This window comes from Citrobacter sp. S55_ASV_140 (genome assembly GCF_018919505.1).
Classification (GTDB): domain Bacteria; phylum Pseudomonadota; class Gammaproteobacteria; order Enterobacterales; family Enterobacteriaceae; genus Citrobacter; species Citrobacter werkmanii.
Map to the genome: position 1 here is coordinate 1 of NZ_JAHLQZ010000133.1, position 11,565 is coordinate 11,565.

The window sequence follows — 11,565 nt, forward strand, 5'->3', positions numbered from 1 at the left end:
GGCGCAGGCTGAACTGAATTTGCATGACACCACGTTAACCTCTCCGTCTGACGGCACGATTCTCACCCGGGCGGTTGAACCGGGTAGCATGCTGAACGAAGGAGGCACGGTACTGACGCTATCACTCACGCGTCCGGTCTGGATTCGCGCCTACGTTGACGAACGAAATCTAAGCCAGGCGCAGCCAGGACGCGAAATCCTGCTCTACACCGATGGCCGCCCGGACAAGCCTTATCACGGTAAAATTGGCTTCGTGTCGCCTACCGCCGAGTTTACCCCGAAAACGGTCGAGACCCCTGACCTGCGCACCGACCTGGTTTATCGTCTGCGCATTGTGGTGACCGACGCAGACGATGCGCTGCGCCAGGGGATGCCGGTAACAATAAAGTTTGGCGATGAGGCACGGCATGACTGACGCCGTCATTACGCTGAATGGGTTGACGAAAAACTTTGCCGGAATGGAAAAACCGGCCGTCGCCCCGCTCGACTGTACCGTTCATGCCGGCTACGTGACCGGGCTTGTCGGGCCGGACGGCGCGGGCAAAACCACGCTGATGCGGATGCTGGCGGGTTTGTTAAAACCCGACGCCGGAAGTGCTGCGGTAATTGGCTTTGATCCCATCAAAGACGACAGCGCCCTGCACGCCGTGCTGGGTTATATGCCGCAGAAATTTGGCCTGTACGAAGATTTGACGGTCATGGAGAACCTCAATCTCTATGCCGATTTGCGCAGCGTCACCGGCGACTTGCGAGAAAAAACCTTTGCCCGGTTACTGGAATTTACCTCGCTGGGTCCGTTTACCGGACGACTGGCAGGCAAGCTTTCCGGAGGCATGAAACAGAAGCTCGGGCTTGCCTGTACGCTGGTGGGCGAGCCTAAAGTGTTGCTGCTGGATGAGCCCGGCGTGGGCGTCGACCCGATATCCCGCCGCGAGTTGTGGCAAATGGTCCATGAACTGGCGGGCGACGGGATGCTGATCCTCTGGAGTACCTCCTATCTGGATGAAGCCGAACAGTGTCGTGATGTGCTGCTGATGAATGAAGGCGAATTGCTGTATCAGGGCGATCCGACCCAGCTTACGCAGACGATGGCCGGACGCAGTTTTTTAATGAGCAGCCCGCAGGAAAATAACCGCCGACTGTTGCAACGCGTGTTAAAACTGCCGCAGGTCAGCGACGGGATGATTCAGGGGAAATCCGTCCGTTTGATCCTGAAAAAAGAGGCCACGGCCCAGCAGATTCAAGACGCGAACGGTATGCCGGAGATAACTATCAACGAAACCGCTCCCCGTTTCGAGGATGCTTTTATCGATCTACTCGGCGGGGCCGGAACATCAGAGTCACCGCTGGGCGCCATCCTGCATACCGTGGAAGGCACGCCTGGCGAAACGGTGATCGAAGCCAAAGCGTTGACCAAAAAGTTTGGCGATTTTGCCGCTACCGACCATGTAGACTTTGCCGTGCAGCGCGGCGAGATTTTTGGCCTGTTAGGCCCCAACGGCGCCGGGAAATCCACCACCTTTAAAATGATGTGCGGTCTGCTGGTTCCTACCTCCGGCAAAGCGCTGGTGCTGGATATGGATCTCAAGGTTAGCTCCGGCAAAGCGCGTCAGCATCTGGGCTATATGGCGCAGAAATTCTCCCTGTACGGCAACCTGACGGTTGAACAGAATCTGCGTTTTTTCTCCGGCGTCTACGGCCTGCGCGGTCGGACGCAGAAAGAGAAGATCGATCGCATGAGTGAGGCATTTGGCCTGAAAAGCATCGCCTCCCACGCTACCGACGAGCTACCGCTGGGCTTTAAACAACGTCTGGCGCTGGCCTGCTCGCTGATGCATGAGCCAGATATCCTGTTTCTCGATGAACCCACTTCCGGGGTTGATCCCCTTACTCGTCGAGAATTCTGGTTGCATATCAACAGTATGGTGGAAAAAGGCGTCACGGTAATGGTGACGACCCACTTTATGGATGAGGCGGAATATTGCGATCGCATCGGACTGGTGTATCGCGGCAAACTGATCGCCAGCGGCACGCCGGACGACCTGAAAGCAAAGGCTGCCGATAACGACACGCCGGACCCCACCATGGAGCAGGCGTTTATTACGCTCATCAATGACTGGGATAAGGAGCATACGCATGAGTAACTCCGCGCTCTCATGGCGACGCGTACGCGCGCTGTGCGTAAAAGAGACGCGCCAGATCGTCCGCGATCCCAGCAGTTGGCTGATTGCGGTGGTGATCCCGTTGTTGCTGCTGTTTATCTTCGGCTACGGGATCAACCTCGACTCCAGCAAGCTGCGAGTGGGAATTTTGCTCGAACAGCAGAGCGAAGAGGCGCTGGATTTCACCCACACCATGACCGGTTCGCCGTACATTGACGCCACCATCAGCGATAACCGTCAGGAATTGATTGAGAAAATGCAGGCCGGGCGCATTCGCGGGCTGGTGGTGATCCCGGTAGATTTTGCCCAACAAATGGCGCGACCTGGAGACACAGCCCCTATTCAGGTGATCACTGACGGCAGCGAACCGAATACCGCCAACTTTGTGCAGGGTTATGTCGAAGGCATCTGGCAAATTTGGCAGCAACAGCGGGCTGAGGATCGCGGGGAATCATTTAAGCCGTTAATCGATGTGCAGACCCGCTACTGGTTTAACCCGGCGGCTATCAGCCAGCACTTTATAATTCCCGGAGCGGTAACCATCATCATGACGGTGATTGGCGCGATCCTCACCTCGTTAGTGGTGGCGCGTGAATGGGAGCGCGGCACCATGGAAGCGCTGTTGTCTACCGAAGTTACCCGCGTCGAGCTGCTGCTGTGCAAACTGATCCCCTATTACTTTTTAGGCATGCTGGCGATGCTGCTGTGTATGCTGGTGTCGGTGTTTATTCTTGGCGTGCCCTATCGCGGCTCGTTGTTAATCCTGTTTTTTATCACCAGCCTGTTCCTGCTCAGTACGCTCGGCATGGGCCTGCTTATCTCCACCATCACCCGTAATCAATTTAACGCCGCGCAGGTTGCGCTGAACGCCGCTTTCCTGCCCTCGATTATGTTGTCGGGGTTTATCTTCCAGATAGACAGCATGCCGGCGATTATCCGCGCGGTGACTTACATTATTCCGGCGCGCTATTTCGTCAGCACCCTGCAAAGCCTTTTTTTGGCGGGCAACATTCCGGTGGTGCTGATTATCAACGTGCTGTTTTTAATCGCTTCGGCGGTAATGTTTATTGGCCTGACGTGGCTTAAAACCAAACGTCGGCTGGATTAAGGGGACGGGCATGTTTCATCGCTTATGGACATTAATTCGTAAAGAGCTGCAATCGCTATTACGCGAGCCGCAGACGCGAGCCATTCTGATTTTACCGGTGCTGATTCAGGTCATTCTGTTCCCGTTCGCCGCGACGCTGGAAGTGACCAACGCCACTATCGCTATCTATAACGAAGACAATGGCAAACACTCGGTGGAGCTTACCCAGCGCTTCGCCCGCGCCAGCGCCTTTACGCATGTCCTGTTACTGAAAAGCCCACAGGAGATCCAGCCCACCATCGACACGCAAAAAGCGCTGCTGCTGGTGCGCTTCCCGGCCAATTTTTCGCGGAATCTGGATACCTTCCAGCAAGCGCCCATGCAAATTATCCTCGATGGACGTAACTCGAACAGCGCGCAAATTGCCGCCAATTACCTGCAGCAGATCGTGAAGGAGTACCAGCAGGAGCTGATGGATGGCAAGCCAAAACCGAACAACAGCGAACTGGTGGTGCGTAACTGGTATAACCCGAATCTGGACTACAAATGGTTCGTGGTTCCGTCGCTGATCGCCATGATCACCACCATCGGCGTGATGATCGTCACCTCGCTGTCGGTGGCGCGCGAGCGCGAACAGGGCACGCTCGATCAACTGCTGGTCTCCCCGCTCACCACCTGGCAGATTTTCATCGGCAAGGCAGTGCCCGCGCTGATTGTGGCCACTTTTCAGGCCACCATTGTGCTGGCGATCGGCATCTGGGCTTATCACATTCCGTTTGCCGGTTCACTGGGGCTGTTCTATTTCACGATGGTGATTTATGGGCTGTCGCTGGTCGGTTTTGGTCTGCTGATTTCATCGCTGTGCGCCACCCAGCAGCAGGCGTTTATCGGCGTATTTGTCTTCATGATGCCGGCGATATTGCTCTCAGGCTACGTCTCGCCGGTCGAAAACATGCCGGTATGGTTGCAGAATCTGACGTGGATAAACCCGATCCGCCATTTTACGGACATCACGAAACAGATTTACCTGAAGGATGCGAGTCTGAAGATTGTCTGGGGAAGTTTGTGGCCGCTGTTGGTGATCGCGGCCACAACCGGCTCAGCGGCGTATGCGATGTTTCGACGCAAGGTGATGTAGCTTTTTATCTTTCGCCAGCAGCGACACCACGGCGGGTCCGGCAAGGATCACCAGCCCCGCCAGAGCCAGCAAGACGTTGTTTTGCAGCACGCGCGACAGCAGCCACAGTACAATCATCGCGGCACCGAAATACCACGTCGTAGTGAGTTCTTCCAGCACATCCGCCACGTCGCGCCAGCGCTGTTCATGGTGACGTTGTAAGGCCAGCATTAATAAAACCGTTACGCCGTAAACGACGCATAATCCCAGGCCGACGTGCACCAGCGTGCCGCTCATCCAGCCCATTACCAGCAATGCCACTACCAGTAAATGCAACACAATCTGCCAGCAACTTAGACCCGTTGCGACACGAACACGTTGTTGCCACCTCATGGCTTTTCTCCTGAAGGATTTTCGACTAATTGTTCAGAGTACCGGACTTTACGGAAAATTCCGCAACACCGCATCTTTTTGTGACGACGACTACACTATTTTAATCAGGAAAGTGATGCCAACGGGAGAATCATGGCCAGACAAACAGAACGGTTTTCATTCAATGTGCTCACCATTAATACTCATAAAGGATTTACCGCCTTCAATCGGCGTTTTATTTTGCCTGAGCTGCGAGAGGCCGTCAGAACGGTCGGTGCGGATATTGTGTGCCTGCAAGAGGTCATGGGCGCGCACGAGGTGCATCCTCTGCATGTGGAAAACTGGCCGGACACCACGCACTACGAATTTCTGGCGGATACCATGTGGAGCGACTTCGCTTATGGACGTAACGCCGTGTATCCGCAGGGGCATCACGGTAACGCTGTGCTGTCGCGCTATCCTATTGAACATTATGAAAATCGCGATGTGTCGGTCGGCGCGAGTGAAAAACGCGGGGTCCTGTACTGCCGCATCGTGCCGCCGATGCTCTCCCACCCGGTTCACGTGATGTGTGTCCATCTCGGTTTGCGTGAAGCCCACCGTCAGGCCCAACTCGCTATGCTGGCAGATTGGGTGAATGCCTTACCTGAGGGTGAGCCCGTCGTGGTCGCCGGTGATTTCAACGATTGGCGACAAAAAGCTAATCATCCGTTGAAAGCCAATGCCGATCTTGACGAGATCTTTACCCGCGCCCACGGTCGCCCGGCGCGGACGTTTCCGGTGCAGTTTCCCCTGCTGCGTCTCGACAGGATCTATGTGAAAAACGCGAATGCCAGTACCCCAACGACGCTGGCGCTGCGTCACTGGCGACATTTGTCCGATCATGCCCCTCTGAGTGCGGAGATTCATTTATGAAATTTGGCTGGCGTGAAGGCAATCAAATTCAACTGCTGGAAAACGGCGATCAGTACTACCCCGCCGTGTTTGACGCCATTGAACAGGCACAACAAAAAATTATCCTCGAGACCTTCATCTGGTTTGAAGATGCGGTCGGAAAACAGCTGCATGCCGCGCTGCTGAGTGCAGCACGTCGCGGTGTTAAAGCGGAAGTGCTGCTGGATGGCTATGGTTCGCCGGACCTCAGCGACAGTTTCGTTAATGAGCTAACCGCAGCCGGCATTGTTTTCCGCTATTACGATCCGCGCCCGCGTCTGTTCGGCATGCGCACCAATCTCTTTCGCCGTATGCATCGCAAAATTGTGGTCATTGATGACCGCGTTGCTTTCGTCGGCGGCATCAATTATTCCGCTGAACATATGTCTGATTACGGCCCTGAGGCCAAGCAGGATTACGCCGTGCGCGTTGAAGGTCCCATCGTGGCCGACATCCTGACATTCGTGCTAGAAAACTTGCCGGGTCAGAGCGCCGTACGCCGCTGGTGGCGACGTCATCATCGCGCAGTCGAAAATCATCGGCCTGGCGAAGCGCAGGTACTATTTGTCTGGCGCGACAACGAAGAACATCGCGATGATATTGAACGTCATTATTTGAAAATGCTTACCCAGGCCAGACGGGAAGTGATCATTGCCAATGCCTACTTCTTTCCCGGCTATCGCTTTCTGCATGCCCTGCGTAAAGCGGCCCGACGCGGCGTTCGGGTAAAACTCATCGTGCAGGGTGAACCAGATATGCCGATTGTGAAAGTGGGCGCCCGCCTGCTGTACAACTATCTGGTAAAAGGCGGCGTCCATGTCTATGAATATCGCCGTAAACCTCTGCATGGCAAGGTAGCGCTGATGGACGATCATTGGGCGACGGTAGGCTCCAGCAATCTTGACCCGCTCAGCCTGTCGCTGAATCTGGAAGCGAATCTCATTATTCATGACCGTGCGTTTAACCAGACTCTGCGCGATAACCTGAACCCGATTATTGCGCAGGACTGCAAGCGGGTTGATGAATCCATGCTGCCCAAACGCACCTGGTGGAACCTGACCAAAAGCGTGCTGGCGTTCCACTTTTTACGCCATTTCCCGGCGCTGGTCGGCTGGCTTCCCGCACATACACCACATCTGACCGAGGTAGAACCGCCCGCACAGCCTGCCATGGAAACGCAGGATCGCATTCAAACTGAGGATGTCGGAGGAAAATCCTGATGGCCAAAGCACATCCGCGCTGGCGGTTAGCGAAAAAAATACTCACGTGGCTATTTTTCATTGCCGTCATCGTGTTGCTGGTCATTTATGCCAGCAAGGTCAATTGGGAAGAGGTCTGGACGGTAATCCGGGATTACAATCGGACTGCCCTGCTCAGCGCCGTGGGGCTGGTAATCGTCAGTTATTTACTCTACGGCTGCTATGACCTGCTCGGCCGACATTACTGTGGGCATAAGCTGGCAAAACGCCAGGTCATGCTGGTGTCGTTTATCTGTTACGCCTTCAACCTGACGTTAAGCACCTGGGTGGGCGGTATTGGGATGCGTTATCGGCTCTACTCGCGCCTCGGGTTGCCGGGGAGCACTATTACGCGGATTTTTTCACTGAGTATTACCACCAACTGGCTGGGCTATATTCTGCTGGGCGGCTTTATTTTTACCTTTGGCGTGGTCGAGCTGCCCGCGCATTGGTATATCGATGAAGGTACGCTGCGCATTTTAGGCATTGCGCTGCTACTGATTATTGTCGTTTATCTGTGGTTTTGCGCCTTCGCGAAACATCGCCACATCACCATCAGGGGCCAAAAGCTGGTGCTGCCTTCCTGGAAATTTGCCATCGCGCAAATGGTGATATCCAGTACCAACTGGATGGTGATGGGAGCCATTATCTGGCTGTTGCTGGGTCAGGATATCAACTATTTCTTCGTGCTGGGCGTGCTACTGGTGAGCAGTATTGCCGGGGTTATCGTACATATTCCGGCGGGGATCGGCGTGCTGGAGGCGGTTTTTATGGCGTTGCTGGCGGGAGAAGATACTTCTCAAGGCAAGATTATCGCCGCCCTGCTTGCGTATCGCGTCCTCTATTATTTTATTCCGCTGCTGCTGGCGCTTATTTGCTACCTGTTGCTGGAAAGTCGGGCGAAAAAGCTGCGGGCGAAAAACGAGAAGGCAATGGCGAAATGATGGTGTATATAGTGCCGGATGCGGCGTAATGCCTTATCCGGCAACAGAGAATTAACGACGATTGCCGAAGATACGCAGCAGCATCAGGAACAGGTTGATAAAGTCCAGATACAGCGTTAGTGCGCCAAGAATCGCGTATTTGCGCAGATTAGAACTGTCACGCAGATCGATCTGCTCACCGATGTTTTTCAGCTTCTGCGTGTCATAGGCGGTCAGACCGACAAACACAATCACCCCAATGTAGGTTACCGCCCACATCAACGCTTCGCTCTTCAGCCAGAAGTTAACCAGTGAAGCCAGCACAATACCGATTAGCGCCATAAACAGCATATTGCCGAAACCGCTGAGATCGCGCTTAGTGGTATAACCGTACAGGCTCATGATGCCAAACATCCCGCCGGTGACCACAAAGGTACTGGCGATAGACGAGTAGGTATAGACGATGAAGATGCTCGACAGCGTTAACCCGGTTAACGCCGAATAGAGCATAAACAGCGTGGTTGCCACACCGGCGCTCAGCTTTTGCACCATGCCGGACAAAACGAACACCAGCGCCAGTTGGGCGATAATCAGGCCAAAGAAGGTGATTTTACTGGAGAAGACAAACATCATCACCGCGGGCGTATTTGCCGCATACCAGGCGATAAACGCCGTCAGCAACAACCCGCAGGTCATCCAGCCATAAACCTGCGCCATATACGTTTGCAGGCCGGAACGCGCCTGCACAATAGAATCGGATCGTGGGAATCGGTCCATGACAATCTCCTGAATCAGTATGAGCCTACAACAATTGTACTCTACCAGCGTTTTGCTGCTAGCTTATCGCTGTCACGGGCATCCACCCAACGTTCACCTTCCGGCGTGGCCTCGCGCTTCCAGAACGGTGCGCGGGTTTTCAGATAATCCATAATGAACTGCCCGGCATCAAACGCGCTACTGCGATGCGCGCTGGTCACGCCAACAAAAACGATTTCATCGCCGGGCCACAGCGCGCCAATGCGATGAATCACCGTCACCCGTCCGAGCGGCCAGCGCGTACGCGCCTCGTCGACAATCTCCGCCAGCGCTTTTTCGGTCATGCCGGGATAGTGTTCCAGCGTTAATGCCTGCACACTGTCGCCGAGGTTGTGGTTACGCACTTTACCGGTGAAGGTCACTACGGCGCCGTCTTCATCACGCTCGGCAAGCCAGGGATACTCTTCCCCAACGCTGAACGGCGCATGCCCAACAACAATTCGCGTCTCAGCCATCTTAACCTCCGGTTACCGGTGGGAAGAAAGCCACTTCATCACCTGCGTTAAGGGGATGGTCAAAACTGACCAGCGTCTGGTTCACCGCCGCCAGCAGCTTGCCGTCTTCCAGCGCCAGCGCCCAACGATCGCCTTGCGCCGCCAGATGCTGGCGCAGCGCTTCGACCGTTGGAAATTCAGCGGTGACCTCTAAAGCATCCGTGTTGACCAGTTCACGGACCTGGGCAAAGAAAAGAACCTTAATCATGCGCATCCACCTTAAAATCTCCCGACTTGCCGCCGCTTTTTGCCAGCAGGCGCACCGGACCAATCACCATGTCCTTTTGCACCGCTTTGCACATGTCGTAGATGGTCAACGCCGCCACGGAGGCCGCCGTTAACGCTTCCATTTCCACACCGGTTTTCCCGCTCAGGCGACACAGCGTCTCAATGCGTACACGATGGTGTTCCGGTTCGGCATGCAGGTTGACTTCGACTTTGCTCAGCATCAGTGGGTGACACAGCGGGATAAGATCCCAGGTTCGTTTGGCCGCCTGAATACCGGCAATGCGCGCCGTGGCGAAAACGTCGCCTTTATGGTGGCTACCATCGATAATCATCGCCAGCGTTTCGCTGCGCATCGTCACGAATGCTTCAGCACGCGCCTCGCGTACCGTTTCTGCTTTGCCAGAGACATCCACCATGTGGGCTTCGCCAGCGGCGTTAATATGAGTCAGTTGCGACATACTTATTTCTTCAAATGTGGGTGGAAATTACACGGACGCGTACGGGCATCAAGCTGCGGCGCAATGATATTTTCCCAGGCGGTACGGCACGCTTTGGTCGACCCCGGCATGGCGAAAATCAGCGTTTTATTCGCAACCCCGGCAATTGCCCGGGATTGCAGCGTCGCGGTACCGATCTCTTCAAACGAGAGCATACGGAATACTTCGCCAAAACCTTCAACTTCTCTGTCGAACAGTGGTTGCAACGCTTCCGGCGCCTGGTCACCTTCGGTCAGTCCGGTGCCGCCGGTAATAAGCACAACCTGCACATCGTCACTGGCAATCCAGGCGGAAACCTGGGCGCGGATGGCATAACGGTTCTCTTTGACAATCGCCTTGTCAACAATCTGATGGCCCGCTTCCTGCGCCGAGTCACGCAGGTAGTGACCGGAGGTGTCGTCCTCTTCGCCGCGACGGTTGGAAACAGTAAGAATAGCAATGCGTGTCGGGATAAATTCAGCGCTTACCTGACTCATGAAAACTCCTTTTAGCGATCAGCCGCCAATGTAAGATAAGTTTTGCGTAATACCAGTATTGTTCTGATGCAGGAAATGGGTCTGCTTTTTCTCCAGCAGCGCGGTAGAAATGCGTTCTTCCAGCGCGGATTGCTGAGCGTCATCTTCCAGCAAGTCACGCAGGCTTACGCCGCCTTCACCAAATAAACACAGATGAAGCTTGCCGACAGAGGAAACGCGCAGACGATTACAGGTGGCGCAAAAGTCTTTCTCATAAGGCATGATCAGACCAATTTCGCCAGCATAATCAGGATGGCAGAAAACCTGAGCCGGACCGTCGCTGCGCAGGCGTTGCTGGTGGATCCAGCCGCGACGCAGAAGCTCATCGCGCAGTACTTGCCCTGAGATATGATGCTTACGGAAAAGTGCACTGCCCTCCCCCGTTTCCATCAGTTCAATAAAACGCAGTTGAATAGGACGAGGTTGGATCCACGCCAGGAAGGTGTCCAGTTGATGATGGTTTACATCGCGCATCAACACAGTGTTGACTTTGACTTTTTCAAAACCGGCTGCAAAGGCGGCGTCAATGCCCGCCATCACCTGCTGAAATTTGTCCTGCCCGGTAATGGCGTGAAACTGACGGGCATCGAGACTGTCGACGCTGACGTTGAGTGCCGTCAACCCGGCATCGCGCCAGGCGGCGGCATCGCGCGCCAGACGATAACCATTGGTCGTTACCGCAATCTGACGGATAGCGTCGTTTTCACGCACAGCGGCAATAATGTCGGTAAAATCGCGACGTAATGAGGGTTCGCCCCCTGTCAGGCGCACTTTTTCCGTCCCCAGACTGGCGAACGCACGGGTGACGCGGCGAATTTCATCAACGGTCAAAAAGCCGTTATTGGTGACCCCGCCGGGCTTATAGCCATCCGGCAGGCAGTAGGTGCAACGAAAGTTACACACATCGGTAATCGACAAACGTAAGTAGTAAAACTTACGCGCGAAAGCATCGGTAAGTTGAGAGCCCATGTACACCTTTCCAAATACGGGAGACGCAGTCATTTCTTCCTGCGCCCTGGTGACAATCTCGTTCGAGCATTGCCACGGCCAAAGCACCGTATCATTTGACCCAGGTGCAGAGGCTAGAGTGTTTATACTCATCATACTTTGAGTACGTAGTGGTTATGCCGATACTAGCGTGTAAATGGCGATAATGCCAAGCACACTTACGCTGTATAAATAC

The 11,565-nt window shown here is 54.6% G+C and carries 14 protein-coding genes and 1 riboswitch; of the genes, 7 read left to right on the top strand and 7 right to left on the bottom strand.

Features of this window, described 5'->3' with window-relative positions:
• From KQJ18_RS17025 to KQJ18_RS17040, 4 genes are all read left to right on the top strand, one after another.
• A partial coding sequence (locus tag KQJ18_RS17025) for an efflux RND transporter periplasmic adaptor subunit (RefSeq protein ID WP_216422367.1) occupies positions 1–415 on the top strand: 415 nt, incomplete at its 5' end.
• Complete coding sequence (locus tag KQJ18_RS17030; RefSeq protein WP_216422368.1) at positions 408–2,144, top strand: ATP-binding cassette domain-containing protein; 1,737 nt, start codon at positions 408–410, stop codon at positions 2,142–2,144. The genes KQJ18_RS17025 and KQJ18_RS17030, both read left to right, overlap by 8 nt.
• Positions 2,137–3,270, top strand: coding sequence for an ABC transporter permease (locus tag KQJ18_RS17035; RefSeq protein ID WP_038639081.1), 1,134 nt, complete (start codon positions 2,137–2,139; stop codon positions 3,268–3,270). The genes KQJ18_RS17030 and KQJ18_RS17035 overlap by 8 nt, the downstream gene beginning before the upstream one ends.
• Before the next feature lie 10 nt (positions 3,271–3,280).
• Positions 3,281–4,387 (top strand): ABC transporter permease, encoded by a 1,107-nt coding sequence (locus KQJ18_RS17040; RefSeq protein WP_003831543.1) that lies wholly within the window; start codon positions 3,281–3,283, stop codon positions 4,385–4,387.
• On the opposite strand, the gene KQJ18_RS17045 is transcribed toward KQJ18_RS17040, so the two are convergent.
• Positions 4,349–4,759 carry a YbhQ family protein gene (locus KQJ18_RS17045; RefSeq protein ID WP_006685384.1) on the bottom strand — a complete coding sequence of 137 codons (411 nt, stop codon included), beginning with the start codon at positions 4,757–4,759 and terminating at the stop codon, positions 4,349–4,351. The genes KQJ18_RS17040 and KQJ18_RS17045 overlap by 39 nt on opposite strands.
• Positions 4,760–4,891: 132 nt before the next feature.
• Between KQJ18_RS17045 and KQJ18_RS17050 the strand changes: the two genes are divergently transcribed.
• From KQJ18_RS17050 to KQJ18_RS17060, 3 genes are read left to right on the top strand one after another with little or no spacing between them, the layout of a single operon-like run.
• Positions 4,892–5,653: an endonuclease/exonuclease/phosphatase family protein gene (locus tag KQJ18_RS17050; protein ID WP_087857602.1), complete on the top strand. Its 762-nt coding sequence runs from the start codon at positions 4,892–4,894 to the stop codon at positions 5,651–5,653.
• A complete protein-coding gene (clsB, locus tag KQJ18_RS17055) occupies positions 5,650–6,891 on the top strand; it encodes a cardiolipin synthase ClsB (protein ID WP_038639075.1) in 1,242 nt (413 codons plus the stop codon). The genes KQJ18_RS17050 and clsB overlap by 4 nt, the downstream gene beginning before the upstream one ends.
• Entirely contained in the window at positions 6,891–7,853 is a 963-nt protein-coding gene (locus KQJ18_RS17060; RefSeq protein ID WP_038639070.1) for a YbhN family protein, read from the top strand. The genes clsB and KQJ18_RS17060 overlap by 1 nt, the downstream gene beginning before the upstream one ends.
• A 51-nt stretch (positions 7,854–7,904) precedes the next feature.
• Here the strand turns inward: KQJ18_RS17060 and KQJ18_RS17065 are convergent, their stop codons facing one another.
• From KQJ18_RS17065 to moaA, 6 genes are all read right to left on the bottom strand, one after another.
• The gene (locus KQJ18_RS17065) at positions 7,905–8,609 is read right to left on the bottom strand and encodes a Bax inhibitor-1/YccA family protein (RefSeq protein ID WP_038639068.1); all 705 of its coding nucleotides are present in this window, start codon (positions 8,607–8,609) and stop codon (positions 7,905–7,907) included.
• Positions 8,610–8,650: 41 nt separating this feature from the next.
• Positions 8,651–9,103: a molybdopterin synthase catalytic subunit MoaE gene (moaE, locus tag KQJ18_RS17070; protein WP_038639065.1), complete on the bottom strand. Its 453-nt coding sequence runs from the start codon at positions 9,101–9,103 to the stop codon at positions 8,651–8,653.
• Position 9,104: 1 nt separating this feature from the next.
• Positions 9,105–9,350 (bottom strand): molybdopterin synthase sulfur carrier subunit, encoded by a 246-nt coding sequence (gene moaD, locus KQJ18_RS17075; protein WP_038639062.1) that lies wholly within the window; start codon positions 9,348–9,350, stop codon positions 9,105–9,107.
• Positions 9,343–9,828 (bottom strand): cyclic pyranopterin monophosphate synthase MoaC, encoded by a 486-nt coding sequence (gene moaC, locus KQJ18_RS17080; protein WP_079224905.1) that lies wholly within the window; start codon positions 9,826–9,828, stop codon positions 9,343–9,345. Before moaC ends, moaD begins: the two co-directional genes overlap by 8 nt.
• A 2-nt stretch (positions 9,829–9,830) precedes the next feature.
• Positions 9,831–10,343, bottom strand: coding sequence for a molybdenum cofactor biosynthesis protein B (gene moaB / locus KQJ18_RS17085; RefSeq protein WP_003035187.1), 513 nt, complete (start codon positions 10,341–10,343; stop codon positions 9,831–9,833).
• An 18-nt stretch (positions 10,344–10,361) separates the two neighbouring features.
• Entirely contained in the window at positions 10,362–11,351 is a 990-nt protein-coding gene (gene moaA / locus KQJ18_RS17090) for a GTP 3',8-cyclase MoaA (RefSeq protein WP_137350996.1), read from the bottom strand.
• Positions 11,339–11,484, bottom strand: a riboswitch (molybdenum cofactor riboswitch). It overlaps the preceding gene by 13 nt.
• Positions 11,485–11,565: the final 81 nt, after the last annotated feature.

Coding starts and splice junctions, on each gene's coding strand:
- KQJ18_RS17030 (WP_216422368.1), top strand. CDS start 408: ATGACTGACGCCGTCATTACGCTGAATGGGTTGACGAAAAACTTTGCC.
- KQJ18_RS17035 (WP_038639081.1), top strand. CDS start 2,137: ATGAGTAACTCCGCGCTCTCATGGCGACGCGTACGCGCGCTGTGCGTA.
- KQJ18_RS17040 (WP_003831543.1), top strand. CDS start 3,281: ATGTTTCATCGCTTATGGACATTAATTCGTAAAGAGCTGCAATCGCTA.
- KQJ18_RS17045 (WP_006685384.1), bottom strand. CDS start 4,759: ATGAGGTGGCAACAACGTGTTCGTGTCGCAACGGGTCTAAGTTGCTGG.
- KQJ18_RS17050 (WP_087857602.1), top strand. CDS start 4,892: ATGGCCAGACAAACAGAACGGTTTTCATTCAATGTGCTCACCATTAAT.
- clsB (WP_038639075.1), top strand. CDS start 5,650: ATGAAATTTGGCTGGCGTGAAGGCAATCAAATTCAACTGCTGGAAAAC.
- KQJ18_RS17060 (WP_038639070.1), top strand. CDS start 6,891: ATGGCCAAAGCACATCCGCGCTGGCGGTTAGCGAAAAAAATACTCACG.
- KQJ18_RS17065 (WP_038639068.1), bottom strand. CDS start 8,609: ATGGACCGATTCCCACGATCCGATTCTATTGTGCAGGCGCGTTCCGGC.
- moaE (WP_038639065.1), bottom strand. CDS start 9,103: ATGGCTGAGACGCGAATTGTTGTTGGGCATGCGCCGTTCAGCGTTGGG.
- moaD (WP_038639062.1), bottom strand. CDS start 9,350: ATGATTAAGGTTCTTTTCTTTGCCCAGGTCCGTGAACTGGTCAACACG.
- moaC (WP_079224905.1), bottom strand. CDS start 9,828: ATGTCGCAACTGACTCATATTAACGCCGCTGGCGAAGCCCACATGGTG.
- moaB (WP_003035187.1), bottom strand. CDS start 10,343: ATGAGTCAGGTAAGCGCTGAATTTATCCCGACACGCATTGCTATTCTT.
- moaA (WP_137350996.1), bottom strand. CDS start 11,351: ATGGGCTCTCAACTTACCGATGCTTTCGCGCGTAAGTTTTACTACTTA.